This is a genomic window from Microbacterium sp. (assembly GCF_030149085.1).
GTDB lineage: Bacteria > Actinomycetota > Actinomycetes > Actinomycetales > Microbacteriaceae > Microbacterium.
Genome location: NZ_JASBSF010000289.1, coordinates 1 through 20713, shown reverse-complemented (window position 1 = coordinate 20713; position 20713 = coordinate 1). Strand labels below are relative to the sequence as shown.

Below are 20713 nucleotides of genomic sequence, written 5' to 3'. Positions count from 1 at the left end.
AGGAGTGACGCCATGTCGACACCACCGAGCGAAGACCGGAATCCCCGCACGGGACCGCACACCGGTGCTCAGGCCGTGATCGCCGATGCCAGCGATCCCGCACGACGACCGGACGTGCTGTTCCGTGTTCGTCGTCCCGTGGGACACCAACCCTCCGTGTGGTGGTCGATCGGGGCGTTCATCTTGGTGTCGGGCACGGTTGTCGCGCTGCTGAGTCTCATTCCTGGCGGCGCGTAGGCGACTGGATGCGGCCCCTGATCTCCCCGAGGTCAGCGGTGATGCGAGCGGTGGGATCGTCTTCGGTCGTTACCTCAGATCCACTCGTGTCGCGCTCCGAGCCCGCGTCCAAAAACTCGATCGCCGTTAGGTGACGGGGTGATGACTCGATCGCTGCGGGGCCAGTGACGGCATCCAGTTTCGTGTCATCGATTCCGGGGAACTTCCTAGCCGTCACGAGCACGCGGGACTCGAGCGTTCCGGCGAAGCGATTGAAGGACTCGACAGTCCGCTCGATCGACCGGCGCAGGTCGTTGGCGTGCGATGCGAGGCCGCCGAGCCGCGTGAAGAGTTCATTGCCGAGATCGAACAGGCGTCTGGCGTCCGCGGTGACGTCCTGCTGCGTCCAGGTGTAGGCGACGGTCTTCAGCACTGCCCACAGGTTGACCGGTGACGCCAGCGCGACGCGTCTCCCGAACGCGTAATCGAGCAACGTGGGGTCGGTATCCAGTGCCGTCGACAGCAGCGACTCGCTGGGCACGAAGCAGATCACAAACTCGGGACTCGAGGTCAAACCGGCCCAGTACGTCTTCTTCGCGAGGGCGTCGACGTGCGCGCGCATGGCCTTGACGTGCTTGTCCATGAGCGCACGTCGGGATGCTGCTTCGGCGCCGACTGCGGTGTCGGGGACCGCTGCGGCCTCGAGGTAGGCGTCAAGTGGCACCTTGGCGTCAACGGCGATGGCCTTGTCTCCCGGCAGGCGAATGATCATGTCGGGGCGGCCAGCGCCGGCATCCGTTTCGATCGTCGACTGGATGTCGAAATCGACATGCCGCGTCAGCCCCGCAGCCTCGACGACGCGGCGCAGCTGGGTCTCGCCCCACACGCCGCGCGTGCTGCCGGAGCGGAGGGCGCTGGCGAGGCTCTCGGTTGTGGCACGCAGGGCCTCGTCGGACTGCTGAGCTCGCCGCAGCTGCTCGGCGATCGTGCCGTACTGGTTCTGTCGTTCGCGTTCGAGCTCGGCGACCGTCATCTGCATTGACTGCAGCGTCTCGCGCACCGGTTCGAGGGCGCGGAGCACCGACTGCTCCCGTCGCTCGCGTTCCTCGCGGGCTGCCTGGTCGGAGCGGGTCTGGGCGACAAGGTCGCGATACCACTCCTTCTGCTGGGCGAGCGTCGCCTCGTGTGCGGCGGAGGTTGCGGCCAGCTGCTCGCGCACCGCGGCGAGCTGGGCCATCGATCGCGCCCGCGCCCCCGTCGCACCGAAGGCCCACCCCGCGATGAGGCCTGCCGCGAGGCTCCCGAGGATGATTCCCGACACCAGTAATGCGTCCATGTCGTCAGGATGCCGCGGGCCACCGACATCGCCGGTTCACCGCGCCGTGACCGAGGCAGAGGTAGTGGCGTGTCAGGCGAAGATCGTCTCGGCTGCTGCGGCGAATCCCTCGAGGCGCCCGAGCCGGACCCCGAGTGCTTCGGCGAGGGACGTGATGTCGGGTGCGGCTGTGCGACGGGCAGCATCGATCGCGATGTGTGCGCATGCCACGGCATCCGCGACGGCCTCGTGGTGCACGAAACCCGCGTATCCAGCGGCGGCTGCCGCGGCCGGAAGGCGGTGAGACGAGATGTCGTAGGTGCGTCGTGAGATCTGCACCGTGCACGCGTAGGTCAGGTCAGGGCAGGCAGTTCCGGTTGCCTCGCAGGCCCGGCGGATGACGCTCATATCGAAGCCGGCGTTGTGGGCGATCGCCACGTCATCACCGATGAACCCGCACAGGTCTGGCAGCTGCTCCGCCCAGGTCCGTGCATTGACGACATCCTGTTCGCGGATGCCATGGATGCGGGTGTTGATCTCGAAGAAGCGGTCGTGGGGGAACGGCGGCCGGATGAGCCATCCCGCCGTCTCGACGATCTCGCCGTCACGCACGCGAGCGAGGCCGACGGCGCACGCTGAGGCATTGCTGGAATTCGCCGTTTCGAAGTCGATTGCGGTGAAATCCAGTGACACGGCTTCAGCATCGCCTGCCCATCCGACATCGCCCCCGAGGCGCGCCGGGGCGAGACGGCGCCGCCCCCGTAGACTGGACCCCCGTGGCTCTTACCATCGGAATCGTCGGACTCCCGAATGTCGGCAAGTCGACCCTCTTCAACGCCCTCACCAAGAACCAGGTGCTCGCGGCGAACTACCCGTTCGCAACGATCGAGCCGAACGTGGGCGTGGTCAACCTCCCCGACCCGCGCTTGAACACCCTCGCCGGAATCTTCGGCTCCGAGCGGATTCTTCCGGCCAGCGTCTCGTTCGTCGACATCGCCGGCATCGTCCGCGGCGCCTCCGAAGGGGAGGGCCTGGGTAACCAGTTCCTCGCCAACATCCGCGAAGCCGACGCCATCGCCCAGGTCGTGCGCGGTTTCGCCGATTCGGATGTCGTGCACGTCGACGGAGCCGTCGACCCGAAGAACGACATGGAGACCATCAACGCCGAGCTCCAGCTCGCTGACCTCCAGACGCTCGAGAGGCGATCACGCGGTACGAGAAAGAGGTCAAGGGCAAGAAGCTCGACCCGGTCGTGCTCGAGACAGCGCTCGCCGCGAAAGACGCGCTCGAGCGCGGGACGCTGCTCTCGGCATCCGGAATCGAGCTGGCCCCGATCCGTGAGCTCGGTCTGCTGACCGCAAAGCCCTTCATCTTCGTGTTCAACGTGGACGAGTCTGTGTTGACGGATGCCGACGCCAAGGCGAACCTCGCGGCGCTCGTCGCTCCCGCGCAGGCAGTGTTCCTCGACGCGAAGATCGAGTCCGAGCTCATCGACCTCGACCCCGAGGATGCTGCGGAACTTCTCGCCTCGACCGGCCAGGACGAGTCGGGCCTCGACCAGCTCGCCCGGATCGGATTCGACACTCTCGGCCTGCAGACCTACCTCACCGCCGGCCCGAAGGAGGCCCGTGCGTGGACGATCGGTAAGGGATGGAAGGCGCCCCAGGCCGCCGGCGTCATCCACACCGATTTCGAGAAGGGCTTCATCAAGGCCGAGGTCATCTCGTTCGACGATCTCGTCGACGCGGGTTCGGTGCTCGAAGCCCGCGCTCGCGGCAAGGCGCGGCTCGAAGGCAAGGACTACGTCATGCAGGACGGCGACGTCGTGGAGTTCCGCTTCAACAACTAGCACGCAGCAGGTGAGCGGCTGGTTCCACCATCGTCGCGTGTACGCGCCTAAGGTTGCATGAGTTCGCTCGGCTCATCGCGGTACGAATATGCATATGGAGGAGTCCCGCCAGGTTGCGGATGACGCGATCGAGATCCTGGCCAGGTTCGCAACCAGAGTTGGCCGGAGCTGGCGGGATCCGTACGGCCTATTGGACATTGTGTACAACGCTCTCTATGAGATTGAGGGCGAGCTTGACGAGATCGGCGAACGGGGCGAAGTACTCGAGGCGTTTCCAGAGATCTAACCCCGGGGCACGTCGTGGAGTTCGGGTTCAACAACTGAGTCGGCGTCTGTAGCGCGAGTGCTACGCTCGGTTCGTGAGCGCGAGCGAGAACCAGATCGAGACACTCTCCCAGCGCGAGCTGAGAAACGAGTCGGGTCGCGTTCTTCGTGAGGTGGCGGAGGGGCAGTCCTTCGTGCTGACAAACCGTGGAGTTGCGGTTGGACGCATCGTCCCACTTGACGCACCTGCGCCGACGCTGTTGATCGTGCGGCCTGCCAGGAGGACTGCCGGCTGGGCTGCGCTGGCGCCCGAGCCGACCGCAAGTGACGCTCCGATGGCTCGGATTCTTGATGAACTGCGCGAGGATCGCGCTTGACTGACGTATCCCTCGTCTACGCAGACACGTCAGCGTTGGGGGCGCTCCTGGTTGCTCAGCCTGAAACGCCAGCGCTCGTGCGGTGGCTTGATGAAACTCCGATGCAGCTGGTCTCGAGCGACCTGCTCGAGACGGAGCTTCGCCGCATCGCCCTCAGAGAAGGACGCGACCAGGCCAAGGTGAGCCAGATCCTCGACGGGGTCTCGCTCGCGGCGCTCGATCGTGCGATCTACCGATCTGCCGGGCTGTTGCCGATGCCGTACCTGCGCACACTTGATGCTCTGCATCTGGAGGCGGCGATACGTCTGGATGTGGATGCCGTGCTCACCTACGACCGCAGGCTAGGCGAGGCTGCGCGCACCGCGGGCCTGGCTGTGATCGCTCCCGGAGCGGTTGCCAACTCCTGACCAGATGCGAGAGGACGAAACGCAATGGCTGAGATCGAGACGTTCGAACCCGAGGGGCGAGCGATCCCGTACGCCGACGACCGCCTCAACGGCCCGTCTCTCGTACTGTTGCCGGGGCAGGGACTCAACATCGGGTACCTCGGGCCACTTGCCGAAGCGCTCGCCGAGGAAGACTTCCACGTCGTACGCATCGGCAGCCGTCGTCCGCAGTCGGGGATCGGGCCGACGATGCACGATCTCGCTCGCGACGTCATCGACGTGATGGATCACCTCGGCCTCGCTTTCTCCTGGGTCGGCGGACACGGCTTCGGCGGCACCGTCGCACGTGTCGCCGCGCTCGAGCACCCTGGGCGATTCGGTGGGCTCCTGCTTCTCGGTGTTGAAGGGACCGAGGGTGCCGCGGCATCCGCTGAGTCCGAGGTGTCCGAGAACGCCCGCAAGGCCGACCTCGTCGCCATGCAGAGCGCCGCGCGCACCGCCACGCCAGTGATCGCCGCGCTCGAGATTCCGCCGAGTATCCCCATCCTGATCATCCAGGGAGCCGACGATGAGGTGGCGCCGCCGGCGAACGGGCAGGCGCTGGCGGCGAGCGCTCCCGAGCGGATCAGCCTCGTCACGATCGAGGGTGCGCGCGACCTGTTCCCGTTGACCCACGTCGGGGAGACGGCCTGGCCCATCGAGGACTACCTCGACTGGGACTGACCTGGCACGCTCTCGCTTGCCTCGAAGTTGGGAAGGGTCAGCCAGGCGTGATCTGCGGCGAAGCGCGCAGCCTGCCCGCCGACACCGAGTGCGCCGAGCAGAACGAGCGAGACGTCGGCGTCCGTGAAGTGATAGGCGTGTGCCATACCCCAGCAGTCGGTCCAGTGGTCGCCCCGGCCACACGTGAAGACCCATCCGAGCGAGTCATGCGAGACGAATCCGACGGGGCGCTCGCCCTCGCGGATGTGGCAGCAGGTGAGGACGAGGTCGTCAAACGCCGCTGGAGTCGCTGCAGCGGAAGAGTTGTGCGTAGTCATGAACGTGCTCCTGTTCCATCGGGAGAGGGGCACGCTCTCGGTATGCCTTGCAGGCTAGGTCGGGCCTCCGACATCCGGACCTGCGCGCCGCGGGGCGTGATGGACTAGGGGCATGAGCCCGAAGCCACGCCCCGTCGTCCTCATCACCGGCGCTTCCTCAGGGATCGGTCACGCAACAGCACTCGCGCTCGCCGCGCGTGGCTGGATCGTTTACGGCGCAGCGCGGCGGGTCGACCGAATGCAGGAGCTCGAGGCATCCGGATGCCACGTGATCGAGATGGATGTGACGGATGACGCATCCCTGCGCGCTGGCGTCGACCGTATCATCCGGGAGCAGCGGCGTTTGGACGTGCTCGTCAACAACGCCGGATACGGGTCGTACGGCGCACTCGAGGACGTTCCCATCGACGAGGCCCGTCGTCAGTTCGAGGTCAACGTCTTCGGGTTGGCGCGGCTCACCCAGCTCGTGATCCCGACGATGCGCGCTCTCCGGCGCGGCCGCATCATCAACGTCTCGTCCATCGGCGGGCGCATCTACGAGCCCATCGGCTCCTGGTATCACGCCACGAAGTTCGCGGTCGAAGGCCTCTCAGACTCGCTGCGGATCGAGCTTGCCCCGCACGGGATCGACGTCGTCATCATCCAGCCTGGGCCGATCCGAACCGAATGGAATACGATCTCGCGCCGCAGCGCGCAGGAGTACTCGGGCGCCGGCCCGTATGCCGAGCAGGCCCGAGCCCTCGTCCGCAACTACGAGCGCGTCGACGGCTCGGCGGCTTCCGGGACCCCGGAGGATGTCGCGGCCACGATCGTGCACGCGGCGACAGTGTGGCGGCCGAAGACCCGATATGCGACTCCGGCGTCGGCCAAGGTCGTTGTGGCCGCACGTCGCCTGCTCCCGGACCGGGTCATGGACCTCATCCTCAGACGCCTGGCCATGTGAACAGCCGCCACGATTTCCAAGCGATGCAATGCTCGGCGGGAATTCTGACCATCCGAGCCGGGATGTCAAGAGGGTCGTGGTCAACGACGCGCGGGCTTAGGTTGCCCACATGAAGCATGTGCACTACGCCGGTAGGTCTCTGTTCATGCACGATGACACCGCCAATGCCCTCATCGACTACGCCCGGATCCTGAGCGAGCACCGGACGGCCGATGCAGTGACAGTGCCGGCAACGAACGCAGAGGGACATCGCGTCACGGTGACAATGCTCCTGAATGAGGCAGCCGCGCTCATTGTCGAGTCGGTGCCCGGAGAGGCCACCATGGAGCCCGACCCTGCGTCGATCGAAGAGATCCACCGCCGCAGGATGCGCCTCGACGGCGGTCGAGGCGGCCCGCCGGATGACCCGTGGCCGCTGGAGCTCTGACCTTGCCACGCCCGCCATTGCCGCTGACGCATTAGCCTGAGTGCATGAAGGCTCTGAGAACCGCTGGAATCTGGGCAGGCGTCCTCGCGGCAGTTGTCACCGTGTTCGGTGTGCTGCTGACAGAGCTCGTGTCGCTGCTGGCTGCCGTGCTCGGAGGAATTGTCAAAGTCATCCCGAACCTCAGTGGTTCCGCAGCGCGTCGATGAGTTCCTTCTTGCGCATCGACGAATAGCCAGACAGCCCCAGCTCCTTCGCCCGCTTCTTTAGTTCATCGACAGTCCAGTCCTCGTAGCTGCCCGATTCGCCACCCTTGCGACCGACGGTCGACCGACCGCGGTTTGCCGCTGCATTCGAGATGCGCGCGGCTTTCTCCTTGGATGCTCCGTCGTCCCGGAGCTCCTCGTACAGCTCCGGGTCTTTCAGGCTCGAGTTCCGACGTCCAGGCACCGGTGTCTCCCTTCTCTGGATGCTTAAGGGGCTAGTTACAGCGCGCGACCTCCGGTGACCGGGAAGACGCCACCGGACACGTATGAGGCTTCGTCGCTCGCGAGATACACATACATCCCGGCCAGCTCCGCCGGTTGCCCGGCGCGGCCGAGGGGAGTGTCGCTTCCGAACGTCGTGAGCTTCTCCTCATCGAAGTCGGTGGCCGGGATCAGGGGCGTCCAGATCGGACCGGGCGCGACAGCATTGATACGGATGCCGCGCGGACCCAGATCCTGGGCCGTCGCGCGGACAAACGCGACCTGGGCCGCCTTTGTCATGGCATAGTCCACGAGACCGGGGGACGGATCGAAAGCCTGAATCGACGCCGTGACGATGATCGCCGACCCTGCGCCGAGGTGCGGCATCGCAGCGCGCGCGGAGAACAGCATGCCGTACAGGTTGGTGCGAAAGACCCGGTCGAACTCGGCAGTTTCCAGATCGGCGAGGCTGTCGCGGTCGCGCTGATACGCGGCGTTCAGTACAAGGATGTCGATTCCGCCGAACTCCGCGACGGTGTCGGCGACGATCCTCTCGGCGAAGGCTTCGTCACGGACATCTCCGCTGAAGGAGGCTGAGCGCACCCCCGAGTCACGGATGAGGGACACCGTCTTTTCCGCATCCTCGTGCTCCTCCGGCAACGAGGCAATCGCAACGTCCGCTCCTTCGCGCGCGAAGGCGATCGCCACCGCGCGACCGATTCCGGAGTCTCCGCCTGTGATCAAAGCACGCCTGCCCGCAAGTCGGCCGTGACCTACGTACGTTCCCTCGCCATGGTCGGGACGGGGTCCCATCTCGGTTTCGAGCCCGGGCTGCGCCTGTTCCTGCATCGGGAAGTCAGCAGTCGTGTGAGCGGTGCGGGGGTCCTGGGGTGTGTCGTGTGAAGTCACGAGCGCGATGCTAGAAGCTGCGGTGCGCTCCGGGCAGGGACTTGACCACGAAGGCCGACGGAGGTAACGCAACGAGCGCACGCACCGTAGGTGCTGATGTGCGGCTGGCACCGGCACGCACGCTGTCGACACGATCGCGGTAGATGTGGTCGCATACTGACTGGGGGTCTGCAATCATACGGAGACCCGCACTACGGGGTTTCCCGGCGACTCGGGGAGTGCCCACACAGGGGAGAAAGAGCGGAATGGGAAAGTTCATCTACGATGGCACCGTCAAGGTCGACTTCGACGATCGGACGTTGGCGCACTTGCAGGTCGTGATCGGGACGAAGCTGAGGCGGAACGAGGCGTTTCACTTCACCTGGAAGGACGATGCGAGCATTGGTGATGGCCGAACAACAGTGTGGGTCCACCCGCGGTGCTCGCTCGTCTACAAGTTCTACGGTGGACGTCGTCCGCAGCTGAACATGGCATGGGTGGAAGCCCTCGCGTTCACGGCGAACTCCCCGTCTGGCCTTTACGTCGTGCCTGAACCCAGGGAAGGCGACCCGGTGCCCGGAGGCAATAATGAAGCGCATTGACATCGTCTACGGCGGCGAGCTCTATAGCGTCGGTGGGCGAGAGTTCGACGACGTCCGTCAGGAGGTTCTCGACGGAATGTTGAGCGCTCCGCAGTGGCTCCGGGTCAACGACGGCGAGGGGATGCGTCGGGAGGCGTTCCTGCTCTTGACACCCGGCGTTCCTATCGCGCTCGTGCCGGTGCCCGAGGATGAGCGCGAGCTCACTGGAGCGGAGGATCTGGGCACGATCGACAACCGCTGATCGCAGCGGCACGAACCTTCTCGCTCGCGCGCTCAGTGCGCGGGGACAACTCCCTCAGGCTGGTCAGCCGGCTTGCGGATGATGAAGGCCCCGACGAGGATCGGCAGCGCAACGATCGCCGACACGAGGAACGCGCCGCGTGCCCCGGCCGCGGCTGCCTCGTTGGCCGGGAGTCCCGCTTCGACGGCAGAAGCCGCAATCGCGGACATCGTCGTGACCATGACAGCCACGCCCGCAGCGCCTGCGACCTGCTGCACGGTGCCGAGGACCGCCGATCCGTAGGAGTAGAACCGCGGCTGGAGCGAGGCGAGCGACGCCGTGAACAGTGGCGTGAACGAGAGCGCGAGACCCAGCGACAGCACGATCTGGGTGACGAGGATGACCCAGATGGAGGTGTCGGCGCCGTAGCTCGCGTACGCCCAGAGCGAGGCGACAGCGAGGATGGCGCCGGGAACCAGCAGTACGCGGGTGCCCGATGCGTCGTAGATGCGGCCCACGATCGGCCCGGCGAAGCCCATGGCGAGCGAACCCGGCAGCAGCAGGAGACCACTTTCCAGCGCCGTCGCACCCACAGCCTGGCTGAGGTAGAGCGGAAGTACCGTGATCGCCCCGAAGAACGCCATCGAGAGGACGCCCATCTGGGCAATAGACAGGGAGAAGTTCAGGGAACGGAACACGCGCAGGTCCATCAGCGCGTCATCCTTGCGCTGCAGCACGAGCTGACGCCACACGAACAGCGCGAGCGCGACGACGCCCACCGCAATCGCAATCACCAGGGTCATCGTGGACCCGGCTTCAGCTGCGGCGTCGGTCTGCGATCCGCCGTGACTTGCCGCGCCGCCGATCTGGCTCAGGCCATAGACGAGGCCACCGAATCCGAACGCCGACAGGATCACAGACAGCACATCGATCGGTGCGCGGGTGGTTTCGCCGAGATTGCGGATCCAGATCGCGCCGGCCACGAGAGCTGCGATTGCGATCGGCAGGACGATGCCGAAGATCCAGTGCCACCCCAGGGAATCGAGGATGAGTCCCGACAGGGACGGGCCGATCGCCGGAGCGAGCGCGATGACAATGCTGACCCGCCCCATCATGCGGCCACGCGCATGCGGCGGCACGATGGTCATGAGCGTCGTCATGAGCAGCGGCATCATGATCGCGGTGCCCGAGGCCTGGATGACGCGGGCGACGAGGAGGATCTCGAAGCCGGGCGCAATGAAAGCCACGGCTGTTCCGGTCGAGAAGAGCGTCATCGCTGCGAGGAAGACCTGCCGGGTCGTGAAGCGCTGCAGGAGGAAGCCGCTGATCGGGATGACCACCGCCATCGTGAGCATGAATGCCGTCGTCAGCCACTGGGCAGCCACCGCGGTGATGCCGAGATCCACGATGAGGTGGGGGATCGCGACGCCCATCGTGGTTTCGTTGAGGATCGCGACGAAAGCCGCAGACAGCAGGAGCCAGATAATCCGGCTCTCCTCGGGGCGCAGGTTCAGACCAGGGACCGGAGTCGCGGCGTCGGGGCCGGCAGGGATGACCGGGATCGAGCCGGTCTGAGAGTTTACATTGCTGGCTGCCACGGGCGGGTCCTCACTATCAGGGCACGTGTCGTCGGAGTCGAAAACGGGAGGGGACGCCGAGAGCGGGCGCACGAGAGCCACGCGAGGTGGCGTCGTTGACCATAACGGCGGGAACCGACATTCGATTCCCGTGAGGCGGAAGAAACTACTCCCGGTCGGAGCCAGACTCAGTCGTCGAGAGTCTCTTCGTCCACCGACTTGTCCCACTGCTCGGACCCGATCGCATTGGTCGGGTGCGGCGTGGGCTCCCGATCGAGCAGGCCCGCCGGTGTCGGGGAGATCAGCTGCTCCTCGGGGATCGACTTCAGATCGTCGATCTCTTTGCGAAGCGCGTCCAGGTCTTCGTGTCCAGTGCCGGCGCCATCGTTCGCAGTCATGCTCACAGCCTACCGGTGTCACTGCCCGGCGTTATGCTCCAGGCGTGAGCTTCGACGGCCTGAATCCTGACGCCCTCGCCTTCTTCGACGAGTTGGCGGTCAACAACACCAAGGAGTGGTGGCAGAGCCAGAAGTCGCGCTTCACCGAGAACGTCGCCGGTCCGTTTGAGTCGCTGGCCGAGGAACTCGAGCCGGAGTTCGGCCCCGTGAAGATCTTCCGCCCGTACCGTGACGTGCGCTTCAGCGCCGATAAGTCGCCCTACAAGCTCCAGATCGGCCTCGTCACCCGCGCTTCAGCCGCGCACTACCTGCAGCTCTCGGCATCCGGCCTGTTGATCGGTGGCGGGATGTACCAGCCCTCGCCCTCACAGCTGGCGGCGTTCCGGTCGCTCGTCGATGACGCCCGGACGGCGCCCGATCTCGAGGCCACCCTCGCCGAGGTTCATGCTGGGGGCTTCGAGCCGATGCGCGACGACGAGCTGCGCACCGCGCCTCGAGGATTCTCTGTCGATCACCCGCGGATCGAGCTGTTGCGCTTGCGGCACCTGGCGATCGGGCGAGAAGAGGCGCCCGAGGACTGGATGTGGACGCCCGTCGCCCTCGACGAGATCCGTGCCGCCTGGCACGTCGTATCGGTGTGGTGCGACTGGTTGCACGCGAACATCGCCACAGATCCCGAGGCCCGGTAGCGCTCCTGACGGTGCCTCAGCTCAACCAGTCCTCGAGCCTCGCCTCGAAGGCGTCCAACGCTTCTCGATAGCGAGGGTCGGGGTGGCTCTCGGCGATCGAGCGCAGTCGAGGCACATCCATGTCACGGATGAGGTCGATCCGGGCGCGGAGCGCTTCCTCGTGGCCGGCGAGCACGTCGAGCCCTTCTGCCATCGCGTCCAGGCAGTCGTGCAGCACGGCGAGTTCGGACTCACGCTGCGTGATTGAGGATCCGTCCGGCCGCATTCGCCACCGCACGACGACGTCGGGGATCGTGTCGAAGGCGGATGCCGACACGAGCATCCGCTGAGCGATGACCTGATCCTCGTACAGCCGACCCTCGGGAAATCGCAGCTCATCCCACACCCGGGCCCGGCTCACCTTCGCCCACGCGACGATGCTTCCGGTCGCCGCCGGATGCTCGTCCAGCGTCACCCCGTGGCGTTCGGGTGCTGTTGCCGCGGCAACCCACGGCTGTACTGGACCGTCGAGATACGAGCCGTCGGGCTGGGGCCGCAGCCGCGTATAGGCGCCGATGACGAAATCGCTTCGCGTGCGCTCGAGCGTCCCGATCATGCGTTCGAGGGCTGACGGGGTGAACTCGTCGTCAGCGTCCAGGAACCCCACGAAGGGCGTGGTGACAAGATCCAGTGCGGCGTTCCGCGCCGCCCCCAGTCCTCGCGTGCGGGGCAGCCTCAGGGCGCGGAACCGTTCGTCGCGGGCGGCTGCCCGCTCGAAGAGCCCACCGGTCTCATCGGCGGAACCGTCGTCGATGAGGATCGCCCGCCAGTCGCCGCGGGTCTGGTTTCGAAGGGACTCGAGCGCCGCGGGCACGTAGGGGGCGACATCCAGACCCGGAACGATGACGGTGATCGCCGGGTCTGTCATACCCCGGATCCTACGGCGGCAACAGCTGCCTCGATGGCGTCGACGATCGGCGCGACCGAGCCGACGGCGCCGTGGCCGAGGGTGACACGAACCGCGGTGCGGGCTTCGTCCGGCTCCAGCCCCAGAGCGAGCAGGACGTGCGAGGCCTCGTCGCTCCCGGCCGCGCAGGCTGACCCGCTCGAGGTGACCAGGCCTCGCCGCTCAAGCTCGAGCAGCACGGTCTCGCCGTTCACTCCCGCGAAGGTGAAACTCGCCGTCCCGGGAAGGCGGTGCTCCGGATGCCCGGTGAGCCGCGCGATCGGCACCCGCTCGAGCACTCCCGCGATCAGGTCGTCACGCAGGGCGGCCACGCGCGCGGCGGCGTCAAGGCGTTCGGCGTCCGCGAGCTCGAGTGCGCGCGCGAGGCCCACGGCTCCGGCGACGTTCTCGGTGCCGCTGCGCCGCTCCCGCTCCTGTCCGCCGCCGTGCAGCACGGGCTCCAGGGGGATGCGGGATCGGATGCCGAGCACACCGATGCCCTTGGGGGCGCCGATTTTGTGGCCGGCGATCGAGAGCGCGTCGACGCCGAGGCCGCGAAGCGGCAGCCATCCTGCCGCCTGGACGGCATCCAGGTGCAGGGGCACCCTCCCGGCGACGGCGGCGACCAGACCCGTGACGTCCTGAACCGTGCCGATCTCGTTATTGGCATAGCCGACGCTGACGATCGCGGTGTCGTCGCGGATGGCTGCAGCCACGGCATCCGGATCAACGAGTCCCGTCGTGTCCACCGGCACGAGCGTCGCTTCGAACCCGTGGATGCGCGTCAGGTAGTCGATCGAGGCAAGCACCGACTCGTGCTCGATCGGGGTGGTCACCACGTGCCGGGCGCCGCGTCGCTGCTGCGCGGCTATCGCGACGCCCTTGATCGCGAGGTTGTTCGCCTCGGTCGCACCAGAGGTGAAGATCACGTCGGTGGCCCGCATGCCGAGGACGGTGGCGACCCGATTCCGGGCATCGGCGAGGGCATGAGCTGCCTGCTCGCCGATGGTGTGGTGGCTCGACGGGTTGCCGTAGTGCGACGTGAGGTACGGAGTCATCGCCTCCAGCACCTCCCGGCGCACCGGAGTGGTCGCGGCGTTGTCGAGGTAGCTGACGCTCACGACCCGCCGGTACCCGACTCGATCTGGATGTCCAGGCCCAGGTCGATCGCGGGGGCAGAGTGCGTCAAGGCTCCGACCGAGACCACATCGACACCGGTCGCAGCGATCGCCCCGACGGTGTCGAGACCGACGCCACCGGATGCCTCGACGATGGCCCGGCCCGCGATCAGCTCGACTCCGGCGCGAAGCTCGTCGAGCGAGAAGTTGTCGAGCATGATGATGTCGACCCCTGCCGCGAGCACCGCGGGAATCTGATCGACACGGTCGACCTCCACCTCGACACGCATCGTATGGGGAATGCTTGCGACCCCGGTGCGGAGCGCCTCCGTGGTGGAGGCACCCGAAGCTGCCAGGACAGCGAGGTGATTGTCTTTGACCATCACGGCATCCGAGAGGGAATGCCGATGGTTGTGGCCGCCGCCGCTGCGCACCGCGTGGCGTTCGAACGCGCGCAGGCCCGGGGTCGTCTTGCGGGTGTCTGCAATTCGTGCGCCGGTTCCCGCGGCCGCCTCGACATAGCGGGAGGTGAGGGTGGCGATTCCCGACATCCGCTGGGCGAAGTTGAGTCCGACGCGCTCGGCGGTGAGAACGCCGCGGGCGGGCCCCTCGACGGTGGCGAGCACGTCGCCTGCCGAGAACGTCTCCCCGTCGGCTCGGTGCACGGTCACGGTGATAGCGGCATCCGTCAGCGCGAAGGCTGCCGCGAACACGTCTCCGCCGCTGAAGGTTCCGGGCTCCCTCGCGACGAGCTCGGCGCGGGCGCGGGCGGATGCCGGTACGAAGGCCTCCGCTGTCACGTCGCCCCACGGTGCGTCTTCGGCGAGGGCCGCAGCTACCACCCGGTCGATCTCGGCGCGGGTCAGCATCAGCGCACCGCCGCCAGCTCGGCGTCGCGGCGGAAGTGGGCACCGGCCGAAGACTTCCGAGCACGCGCAGCCGCCACGACCTGCTCGGCGACAAGCAACAGATTCTCGTCTTCGTACTCGCGCTCGGTCCGCGGCGAGCGCTCCTGCGCTCGCCAGGTGTCGATGACGCTAGCGGCGCGGGCGAGCCCCTCGTCGTCTCGCACCAGCGACGCGTTCTCCCACATGAGGTCCTGAAGAGCGGCGCGCGAGAAGGCTGGGGAGGGGGCGGCCAGGCTTCCCGCCACGCCCACGGACGGAACGGGGCTGATGTCGTCGCGGGTGTCGGCGGGCCAGAGGCGGGATGCGGCATCCGTCGCGATCGCGTCCCCGGCGCGGGCGCCGAAAACGGCGCCCTCCAAGAGCGAGTTCGACGCGAGACGGTTCGCCCCGTGGACTCCGGTGCGGGCCGCCTCGCCGACGGCATAGAGTCCGGGAAGCGAGGAGCGCCCCTCCAGGTCGGTGACGATGCCACCCATGAGGTAGTGGGCGGCAGGCGTCACCGGTACGGGAACGCGCGCCCAATCCAGGCCGCGCTCACGCATCGCGGCGTCGATCGTCGGGAAGCGTTCCTGCAGCCAAGCCGCGCGGGCATCAGCGTCAGTCGCGGGAATGGCGGTGGCATCCAGCAGCACGGGGCGTCCGTCCTGCTGCCTCATGACCCGGGCTATCGCGCGGGCGACGACGTCCCGCGGCGCGAGCTCACCGTCGGGATGATCGTCGAAAACGAAGCGGTGACCGTCTTCGTCGATGAGCGTCGCGCCTTCGCCGCGCACCGCTTCGGACACTAAGAACGCGTCGCCGGCCGCGAGGACTGTCGGGTGGAACTGCACGAACTCGAGGTCAGCGACAGCGGCTCCCGCTCGAATCGCCGCAGCGATCCCGTCACCGGTTGCTACCGCGGGATTCGTCGAGTGCGCGAACAGCTCGCCGATGCCCCCCGTTGCCAGGACGACGGCATCGGCGCGCAGCTCGTCGGGCGTTCCCGCGTCTCCGTCACGGGCGTCGCGCAGGATCCGGATGCCGCGCACCCGACCCTGCTCGATGATGAGGTCGACCAGGAACGCGTGCTCGATGACCGTCGCCGCCGTTGCGCGCACGGCGGTGACCAGAGCGCGCTCGATTTCAGTTCCGGTCGCATCGCCTCCCGAGTGCAGGATGCGGGGGTAGGAGTGCGCGGCCTCGAGACCCTTGCGGAACTCACCGTGCTCGTCGCGATCGAACGCGACGCCGAGCGCGACAAGCTCACGGATCCGCTCCGGTCCCTCGGTCGCAAGTACTCGCACCGCTGCCTCATCACCGAGTCCGGCGCCGGCGACCAGGGTGTCGCGGATGTGGTCTTCGACCCGGTCGTCGGGGAACATGACTCCGGCAATCCCGCCCTGCGCGTAGCGCGTGTTGGCGTGCTCCAGCACGTTTTTGGTCACCACCGTTACGAGGCATCCGCCGGCTGCGGCGTGCAGGGCAACGGTGAGGCCCGCAATCCCGCTGCCAACGACGATCACGCGCGGTGCGGATGTCATGACGCCTGCTCCCAGGCTGCAGCGGGGGCTGCCGGGGGCTTAGCTGCCAGCATCCGCTCGAGAGCGACGCGGGCTGGGTCGGCTACGTTGGCCGGAACCGTGATGCGGTTGACGACCTCGCCGGCAACGAGCGACTCCAGCACCCACGCGAGGTAGCCAGGGTGGATGCGATACATCGTCGAGCATGGGCAGACGACGGGATCGAGGCAGAAGATCTCGTGCTGTGGATGCTCGGCCGCGAGGCGCTGCACCAGGTTCACTTCCGTGCCGATAGCGAACGTCGTCGGCTCGGTCGCGGCCTCGATCGCCTTACGGATGTAGTCGGTCGAGCCGGCTTCGTCAGCTGCGTCGACAACCTCCATGGGGCACTCGGGGTGCACGATGACACGGACGCCGGGGTGCTCAGCGCGGGCCTTGTCGATCTGAGCGACCGAGAAGCGGCGGTGCACCGAGCAGAATCCGTGCCACAGGATGACGCGCGCGGCATCCAGAGTCGTGTCGTCGTTGCCGCCCAGGGGCTTGCGGGGGTTCCACATCGGCATCTGCTCGAGCGGCACGCCCATGGCCTTCGCGGTGTTGCGGCCGAGATGCTGGTCGGGGAAGAACAGCACGCGCCGGCCCCGCTCGAAGGCCCACTCCAGCACGGTCCGCGCGTTCGAGGAGGTGCACACGATTCCGTGGTGGCGGCCCACGAACCCCTTGATCGCCGCCGAGGAGTTCATGTAGGTCACCGGGATCACCGGCAGCAGGCCCTCGACATCCGGGGTATCGAGGTCGCCGTAGATGTCGGCGAGCTCCTCCCACGCCTGCTCGACCTCGTCGATCGAAGCCATGTCGGCCATCGAGCATCCGGCCGCGAGGTTGGGCAGGATGACCGCCTGATCGGGTCCGGAGAGCAGGTCTGCGGTCTCAGCCATGAAGTGCACGCCGCAGAACACGATGGCCTCGGCATCCGTGCGTGCTTTCGCGGCGTTGGCGAGTTGGAACGAGTCGCCCACGTAGTCGGCGTGCCGCACGACCTCTTCGCGCTGGTAGAAGTGTCCGAGCACGACGACGCGGTCGCCGAGGGTGTTCTTCGCCGCGATGATCCGGGCGTCCAGCTCGTCTTCTGTGGCCTCGCGGTACTCCCGCGGGAGCTCGCCCTGACGCGGTGCACCGGTCGGGATGACATCGCCCTCGGATGCTCCAGGCCCGTAGCCCGGCACCGTGTCGAAGCTCCACGGTGCCGTCGCCAGGTCGGTGTTGCAGGTCTCGCCCTGCAGCGACCCCGAGACGATGCCGTGGATCTCGTGGTCGACCGACGGATCGATGGGGCGCGGGGCGAGGGCGATGTTGACAGCTGTCATGAGGTGCTCGATTCGGGCGAGGAGGTGCGGATGCCGCCCGGCCGCGCGGCGCTCAGCGGGCCCCGGTCGGCGAGTTCGACATCCTGGTTGTAGCGGTAGAGGCGGGCGGGACGATGGCTGCCGGTGCGGAACCGGTCGGTGGGGATGAGGTTTCCGGAGTTCTCGACCTGGCGTCGGAAGTTCGCGGGATCGAGTCGCCGATCCAGGATCGCCTCGTAGACCTCGCGAAGGTCGGCCAGCGTGAACAGCTCCGAGAGCAGGCCGTGGGCGATGCGGCTGTAGCCGACCTTGTTTCGCAGCCGCCACAGTGCGTACGACACGATCTCGTTGTGGTCGAAGGCGAGGGTGCCCGGCGCGTTCGCGTCGAACCAGGCGACGTTCTCGGGAGCATCGCCCGCTGCCTCATGGGCGGCGCGCTGGGCGTCAACGTCGTCGGCGCGCAGGAGTGCCCAGTAGACGATCGATACGACGCGGGTGGGGGAGCGGTCGACGTCTCCGAACGCGTAGAGCTGCTCCAGATAGCTCGGCGTCAGACCCGTCGTTTCGGCGAGGGTGCGCGAGGCGGCAGCATCCAGGCCTTCGCCTGCGTGGAGCCACCCACCGGGCAGTGCCCACAGGCACTCATAGGGTTCGCGGGTTCGACGCACGAGCGGCATCATGAGGCGCCCCGACCCGTCTCCGGGGTCGCGGCGGACCGTGAATATCACGGTCGACACCGCGACGCGGATGGCATCGGTGGATGCTGCGCGCGGTGTGTCGGGAGCGAGGACGGTTTGTGTCATGGTGACTCTAACTACGCAGTCGATCTTAGAGTCAGGGTGACCAGAACCGCAACTCGGGTGGGCTGGAAGAAAACCCCCAGCTTGGTCGATCGAGCGGGCGACAGACTGGATGTGTGGTCCTCGGCATCCTCACCGACGTTCTCGTCGTGATCCTGCTGCTCGGCGCACTTGCGTGGGGACTCGCGAGTGGCGTGCTGGCGATCCTCGGATCGGCGGTGGGTCTTGCTGTTGGCGGGGTGGCGGTCTGGTGGCTCCTCCCGCTCGTCGCGCCGCTGCTGCCCGAATCGGAGTGGCGTGGACCGGTGCTCATCGCCGGCGTCGTGGTGCTGCTCGTCGGCGGTGCGATAGCTGGGGGCGCGGTCGGCAGTGCCCTCAGGCGCGGAGCCGAAAAACTGCGCCTTCACGTGATCGACCGTCTGCTGGGCGGGGTCGTCGCTGTCGTCGCCACCGCCCTGTCGCTCTCGCTGGTCGCCCAGAGCGCCGCTATCTCAGGTGTGCCGCTGGTCACTGCCGCGACCTCGTCCTCCCGCGTCCTCGCCACGATCGATGCGCTGACGCCGCCACCGGTGAGCGCTGCCCTCGCGCAGCTGCGGCAGACGGTCTTCGTGGACGCCCTGCCCCGGATGGGGACGCTGCTGGATCTTCCCGCCGCGGCACCGACAGCCCCGCCGGTGGCGCTGGATGACCCCGCCCTGAGCGCAGCCGCCCAGTCGGTGGCTCGCATCTCGGGAACCGCATTCTCATGCTCGCGGGGCATGACCGGATCGGGTTTCGTCATCGCCGATGAGCGCGTCATCACCAACGCGCACGTCGTGGCCGGGATGGAGCAGATCGTCGTCGAGCTGCCGGGGCGCATCGCGCAAGCGGGCCGCGTCGTCTGGTTCGACCCCGACCAGGATCTCGCCGTCATCGCCGTGGAGACCGAGGATGTTGCGGTACTGCCCGTCGTCGCACCGCTGCGTGCGGGCGATACCGCGGCGGTTGCCGGCTATCCCTATGGCGGCCCGTTCACGCTGGGGCAGGCGTCAGTGCGGTCGGTGGGAACCGCGCAGGTCCCCGACATCTACGACACCGCGACCGTGAGCCGCGAGATCTACGCGCTCGATGCCCGCGTCGCACCGGGGAACTCCGGGGGTCCCGTGCTCACCGCCGGTGGGGAGGCGGCGGGCGTCGTATTCGCTCGCGCCGATGACGGGTCGGATGTCGGCTACGCCGTCACCTCTGGCGTGCTCGCGCCGCTGGCCGATCAGGCGCCAGCTCTTGCCGAGCCGGTATCGACGGGTTCCTGCACGCCCTGAGGCGCGTCTGCAGGCGCAGCCCGGGCGCTGGGATATGCTGGCGGCGCAACTGAAGATCCGGCCACATGACGGGTGCGGGAGAGCCCCGGGTCACACCGGGCACCGAAGGAGCAAGCCTCCCCGCCAATCTCTCAGGTCCGCGTACCGCGCACGTCCGGCCACTCTGGAAAGCGTCATCACCCGCGCATCGGGTGGCGGCCGCCGACGGTGAAAGCACAGCATCCGGTTCACTCGGATGCCGCGCGAAACTCTCAGGCCACAGACAGAGGGGGAGTTCACGGGCGCCGAAGGGCGTCCCCCGTCCGACGACCGGGAGAACTCATGTCACACCCCGCACCACCAGATACCGCACAGGCGGCCGCTGAACCGAAACGCTCGCCGCTCCACGATCGACACGTCGCGCTCGGGGCCGCGTTCACAGACTTCGGCGGCTGGCAGATGCCGGTGCGCTACGCATCCGACCTCGCCGAGCACCACGCGGTGCGGCAGGCAGCCGGCCTGTTCGACATCTCACACATGGCCGAGTTCCTGGTCACGGGAGAGCACAGCGGCGCGTTCCTCGACTACGCGCTCTCGGGCGATCACTCGGGCATGCGGGTCGGCAAGGCGAAGTACTCGCTCGTGCTGACCGAAAACGGCGGCATCATCGACGACGTCATCGTCTACCGCATCGCCGACGACCGGTATCTCGTCATCGCCAACGCCGGCAACCGGGATGCCGTTGCCGACGCGTTCGCGCTCCGCGCCGCGCGGGCGCCGGTTGCGGCATCCTTCCTCGCGGAGCCGAGGATCGACCGCGGCGTCACGTCGTTCGCGGTCATCCCGGGCGTCTCCGATACGGCACAGATCGAGGACGTGACCGACCAGTTCGCGCTCGTTGCCGTGCAGGGCCCCGCGGCGCAGGAGATCGTGACGGCAACATCCGGCATCGAAGGCGTTTCGCCCGCGCTCGCGGACCTTGGCTATTACGCCTGGGCTGCCGGATCCTTCGCTGGCGCGCCGCTTTTCATCGCCCGCACCGGCTACACCGGTGAGGACGGTTTCGAACTGCTCGTGCCCCATCGCGCAGCGGGAGCCCTCTGGGACGCCCTGCTGGCCGCGGGAGCGCCGCGCGGCCTCGTACCCGCGGGCCTCGCGGCCCGCGACACCCTGCGGCTCGAG

The 20713-nt window shown here is 67.4% G+C and carries 26 protein-coding genes, 1 pseudogene and 1 riboswitch; of the genes and pseudogenes, 14 read left to right on the top strand and 13 right to left on the bottom strand.

The window, feature by feature from the left end; genetic code table 11:
* Positions 1-12: 12 nt before the first annotated feature.
* On the top strand, positions 13-237 hold the full coding sequence (locus Q1V87_RS11815; RefSeq protein WP_292708410.1) for a UDP-N-acetylmuramyl pentapeptide phosphotransferase: 225 nt from the start codon (positions 13-15) through the stop codon (positions 235-237).
* On the opposite strand, the gene rmuC is transcribed toward Q1V87_RS11815, so the two are convergent.
* Positions 218-1552 (bottom strand): DNA recombination protein RmuC, encoded by a 1335-nt coding sequence (gene rmuC / locus Q1V87_RS11810; RefSeq protein WP_300593007.1) that lies wholly within the window; start codon positions 1550-1552, stop codon positions 218-220. The genes Q1V87_RS11815 and rmuC overlap by 20 nt on opposite strands.
* Before the next feature lie 72 nt (positions 1553-1624).
* Complete coding sequence (locus Q1V87_RS11805; protein ID WP_300593004.1) at positions 1625-2224, bottom strand: 3'-5' exonuclease; 600 nt, start codon at positions 2222-2224, stop codon at positions 1625-1627.
* Between the two features lie 83 nt (positions 2225-2307).
* On the opposite strand from Q1V87_RS11805, the pseudogene ychF reads away from it, so the two are divergent.
* The 5 genes and pseudogenes from ychF (at position 2308) to Q1V87_RS11780 (ending at position 5130) form a co-directional block, all read left to right on the top strand.
* Positions 2308-3380, top strand: a pseudogene (ychF, locus tag Q1V87_RS11800) (redox-regulated ATPase YchF).
* A 94-nt stretch (positions 3381-3474) separates the two neighbouring features.
* Entirely contained in the window at positions 3475-3666 is a 192-nt protein-coding gene (locus Q1V87_RS11795) for a hypothetical protein (protein ID WP_300593001.1), read from the top strand.
* Between the two features lie 73 nt (positions 3667-3739).
* On the top strand, positions 3740-4021 hold the full coding sequence (locus tag Q1V87_RS11790; protein WP_300592998.1) for a type II toxin-antitoxin system Phd/YefM family antitoxin: 282 nt from the start codon (positions 3740-3742) through the stop codon (positions 4019-4021).
* On the top strand, positions 4018-4428 hold the full coding sequence (locus tag Q1V87_RS11785; RefSeq protein ID WP_300592995.1) for a type II toxin-antitoxin system VapC family toxin: 411 nt from the start codon (positions 4018-4020) through the stop codon (positions 4426-4428). The genes Q1V87_RS11790 and Q1V87_RS11785 overlap by 4 nt, the downstream gene beginning before the upstream one ends.
* A gap of 24 nt (positions 4429-4452) precedes the next feature.
* Positions 4453-5130: an alpha/beta hydrolase gene (locus tag Q1V87_RS11780; RefSeq protein ID WP_300592992.1), complete on the top strand. Its 678-nt coding sequence runs from the start codon at positions 4453-4455 to the stop codon at positions 5128-5130.
* Here Q1V87_RS11780 and Q1V87_RS11775 read toward each other — a convergent pair.
* Complete coding sequence (locus Q1V87_RS11775; RefSeq protein WP_300592989.1) at positions 5112-5447, bottom strand: hypothetical protein; 336 nt, start codon at positions 5445-5447, stop codon at positions 5112-5114. The two genes, Q1V87_RS11780 and Q1V87_RS11775, sit on opposite strands and share 19 nt — an antisense overlap.
* A 112-nt stretch (positions 5448-5559) precedes the next feature.
* On the opposite strand from Q1V87_RS11775, the gene Q1V87_RS11770 reads away from it, so the two are divergent.
* The 3 genes from Q1V87_RS11770 to Q1V87_RS11760 all read left to right on the top strand — a co-directional run bounded on the left by Q1V87_RS11770 (position 5560) and on the right by Q1V87_RS11760 (position 7023).
* Positions 5560-6390 (top strand): oxidoreductase, encoded by an 831-nt coding sequence (locus tag Q1V87_RS11770; protein WP_300592986.1) that lies wholly within the window; start codon positions 5560-5562, stop codon positions 6388-6390.
* Between the two features lie 109 nt (positions 6391-6499).
* Positions 6500-6817: a hypothetical protein gene (locus Q1V87_RS11765; protein WP_300592983.1), complete on the top strand. Its 318-nt coding sequence runs from the start codon at positions 6500-6502 to the stop codon at positions 6815-6817.
* 44 nt (positions 6818-6861) lie between these two features.
* Entirely contained in the window at positions 6862-7023 is a 162-nt protein-coding gene (locus Q1V87_RS11760) for a hypothetical protein (protein ID WP_300592980.1), read from the top strand.
* On the opposite strand, the gene Q1V87_RS11755 is transcribed toward Q1V87_RS11760, so the two are convergent.
* Entirely contained in the window at positions 6998-7264 is a 267-nt protein-coding gene (locus tag Q1V87_RS11755; protein WP_300592977.1) for a Rho termination factor N-terminal domain-containing protein, read from the bottom strand. The genes Q1V87_RS11760 and Q1V87_RS11755 overlap by 26 nt on opposite strands.
* Before the next feature lie 35 nt (positions 7265-7299).
* Complete coding sequence (locus Q1V87_RS11750) at positions 7300-8130, bottom strand: SDR family oxidoreductase (RefSeq protein WP_300593091.1); 831 nt, start codon at positions 8128-8130, stop codon at positions 7300-7302.
* A 305-nt stretch (positions 8131-8435) separates the two neighbouring features.
* On the opposite strand from Q1V87_RS11750, the gene Q1V87_RS11745 reads away from it, so the two are divergent.
* Both Q1V87_RS11745 and Q1V87_RS11740 read left to right on the top strand, forming a co-directional pair.
* Positions 8436-8771, top strand: a complete 336-nt coding sequence (locus tag Q1V87_RS11745) for an ATP-dependent DNA ligase (protein WP_300592974.1) — start codon at positions 8436-8438, stop codon at positions 8769-8771.
* Positions 8758-9012, top strand: coding sequence for a hypothetical protein (locus Q1V87_RS11740; protein WP_300592971.1), 255 nt, complete (start codon positions 8758-8760; stop codon positions 9010-9012). Before Q1V87_RS11745 ends, Q1V87_RS11740 begins: the two co-directional genes overlap by 14 nt.
* A 32-nt stretch (positions 9013-9044) precedes the next feature.
* Here the strand turns inward: Q1V87_RS11740 and Q1V87_RS11735 are convergent, their stop codons facing one another.
* Both Q1V87_RS11735 and Q1V87_RS11730 read right to left on the bottom strand, forming a co-directional pair.
* Positions 9045-10505 carry a DHA2 family efflux MFS transporter permease subunit gene (locus Q1V87_RS11735; protein WP_300593088.1) on the bottom strand — a complete coding sequence of 487 codons (1461 nt, stop codon included), beginning with the start codon at positions 10503-10505 and terminating at the stop codon, positions 9045-9047.
* 251 nt (positions 10506-10756) lie between these two features.
* Positions 10757-10966 (bottom strand): hypothetical protein, encoded by a 210-nt coding sequence (locus Q1V87_RS11730; protein WP_300592969.1) that lies wholly within the window; start codon positions 10964-10966, stop codon positions 10757-10759.
* A gap of 44 nt (positions 10967-11010) precedes the next feature.
* On the opposite strand from Q1V87_RS11730, the gene Q1V87_RS11725 reads away from it, so the two are divergent.
* Positions 11011-11655: a DUF2461 domain-containing protein gene (locus tag Q1V87_RS11725; RefSeq protein ID WP_300592966.1), complete on the top strand. Its 645-nt coding sequence runs from the start codon at positions 11011-11013 to the stop codon at positions 11653-11655.
* A gap of 16 nt (positions 11656-11671) precedes the next feature.
* On the opposite strand, the gene Q1V87_RS11720 is transcribed toward Q1V87_RS11725, so the two are convergent.
* The 6 genes from Q1V87_RS11720 to Q1V87_RS11695 are packed head-to-tail and all read right to left on the bottom strand — an operon-like array spanning position 11672 to position 18254.
* A complete protein-coding gene (locus Q1V87_RS11720; protein WP_300592964.1) occupies positions 11672-12562 on the bottom strand; it encodes a glycosyltransferase family 2 protein in 891 nt (296 codons plus the stop codon).
* On the bottom strand, positions 12559-13701 hold the full coding sequence (locus tag Q1V87_RS11715; RefSeq protein ID WP_300592961.1) for a cysteine desulfurase family protein: 1143 nt from the start codon (positions 13699-13701) through the stop codon (positions 12559-12561). Before Q1V87_RS11715 ends, Q1V87_RS11720 begins: the two co-directional genes overlap by 4 nt.
* Positions 13698-14567 (bottom strand): carboxylating nicotinate-nucleotide diphosphorylase, encoded by an 870-nt coding sequence (nadC, locus tag Q1V87_RS11710; protein WP_300592958.1) that lies wholly within the window; start codon positions 14565-14567, stop codon positions 13698-13700. The genes Q1V87_RS11715 and nadC overlap by 4 nt, the downstream gene beginning before the upstream one ends.
* Complete coding sequence (gene nadB / locus Q1V87_RS11705) at positions 14567-16126, bottom strand: L-aspartate oxidase (protein WP_300592955.1); 1560 nt, start codon at positions 16124-16126, stop codon at positions 14567-14569. Before nadB ends, nadC begins: the two co-directional genes overlap by 1 nt.
* The gene (nadA, locus tag Q1V87_RS11700; protein ID WP_300592952.1) at positions 16123-17472 is read right to left on the bottom strand and encodes a quinolinate synthase NadA; all 1350 of its coding nucleotides are present in this window, start codon (positions 17470-17472) and stop codon (positions 16123-16125) included. Before nadA ends, nadB begins: the two co-directional genes overlap by 4 nt.
* Complete coding sequence (locus Q1V87_RS11695; RefSeq protein WP_300592949.1) at positions 17469-18254, bottom strand: NUDIX domain-containing protein; 786 nt, start codon at positions 18252-18254, stop codon at positions 17469-17471. The genes nadA and Q1V87_RS11695 overlap by 4 nt, the downstream gene beginning before the upstream one ends.
* 113 nt (positions 18255-18367) lie before the next feature.
* On the opposite strand from Q1V87_RS11695, the gene Q1V87_RS11690 reads away from it, so the two are divergent.
* Together Q1V87_RS11690 and Q1V87_RS11685 are read left to right on the top strand one after the other, a co-directional pair.
* Positions 18368-19552: a MarP family serine protease gene (locus tag Q1V87_RS11690; RefSeq protein WP_300592946.1), complete on the top strand. Its 1185-nt coding sequence runs from the start codon at positions 18368-18370 to the stop codon at positions 19550-19552.
* 65 nt (positions 19553-19617) lie between these two features.
* A riboswitch (glycine riboswitch) is annotated at positions 19618-19709 on the top strand.
* Between the two features lie 164 nt (positions 19710-19873).
* Positions 19874-20713, top strand: an 840-nt coding sequence (locus tag Q1V87_RS11685; RefSeq protein ID WP_300592943.1) for a glycine cleavage system protein T, incomplete at its 3' end; no start/stop codon positions are given.

Coding starts and splice junctions, on each gene's coding strand:
- Q1V87_RS11740 (WP_300592971.1), top strand. CDS start 8,758: ATGAAGCGCATTGACATCGTCTACGGCGGCGAGCTCTATAGCGTCGGT.
- nadA (WP_300592952.1), bottom strand. CDS start 17,472: ATGACAGCTGTCAACATCGCCCTCGCCCCGCGCCCCATCGATCCGTCG.
- Q1V87_RS11695 (WP_300592949.1), bottom strand. CDS start 18,254: ATGACACAAACCGTCCTCGCTCCCGACACACCGCGCGCAGCATCCACC.
- rmuC (WP_300593007.1), bottom strand. CDS start 1,552: ATGGACGCATTACTGGTGTCGGGAATCATCCTCGGGAGCCTCGCGGCA.
- Q1V87_RS11745 (WP_300592974.1), top strand. CDS start 8,436: ATGGGAAAGTTCATCTACGATGGCACCGTCAAGGTCGACTTCGACGAT.
- Q1V87_RS11770 (WP_300592986.1), top strand. CDS start 5,560: ATGAGCCCGAAGCCACGCCCCGTCGTCCTCATCACCGGCGCTTCCTCA.
- Q1V87_RS11750 (WP_300593091.1), bottom strand. CDS start 8,130: ATGCAGGAACAGGCGCAGCCCGGGCTCGAAACCGAGATGGGACCCCGT.
- Q1V87_RS11730 (WP_300592969.1), bottom strand. CDS start 10,966: ATGACTGCGAACGATGGCGCCGGCACTGGACACGAAGACCTGGACGCG.
- nadC (WP_300592958.1), bottom strand. CDS start 14,567: ATGCTGACCCGCGCCGAGATCGACCGGGTGGTAGCTGCGGCCCTCGCC.
- Q1V87_RS11815 (WP_292708410.1), top strand. CDS start 13: ATGTCGACACCACCGAGCGAAGACCGGAATCCCCGCACGGGACCGCAC.
- Q1V87_RS11765 (WP_300592983.1), top strand. CDS start 6,500: ATGAAGCATGTGCACTACGCCGGTAGGTCTCTGTTCATGCACGATGAC.
- Q1V87_RS11795 (WP_300593001.1), top strand. CDS start 3,475: ATGGAGGAGTCCCGCCAGGTTGCGGATGACGCGATCGAGATCCTGGCC.
- Q1V87_RS11720 (WP_300592964.1), bottom strand. CDS start 12,562: ATGACAGACCCGGCGATCACCGTCATCGTTCCGGGTCTGGATGTCGCC.
- Q1V87_RS11775 (WP_300592989.1), bottom strand. CDS start 5,447: ATGACTACGCACAACTCTTCCGCTGCAGCGACTCCAGCGGCGTTTGAC.
- Q1V87_RS11760 (WP_300592980.1), top strand. CDS start 6,862: ATGAAGGCTCTGAGAACCGCTGGAATCTGGGCAGGCGTCCTCGCGGCA.
- Q1V87_RS11780 (WP_300592992.1), top strand. CDS start 4,453: ATGGCTGAGATCGAGACGTTCGAACCCGAGGGGCGAGCGATCCCGTAC.
- nadB (WP_300592955.1), bottom strand. CDS start 16,126: ATGACATCCGCACCGCGCGTGATCGTCGTTGGCAGCGGGATTGCGGGC.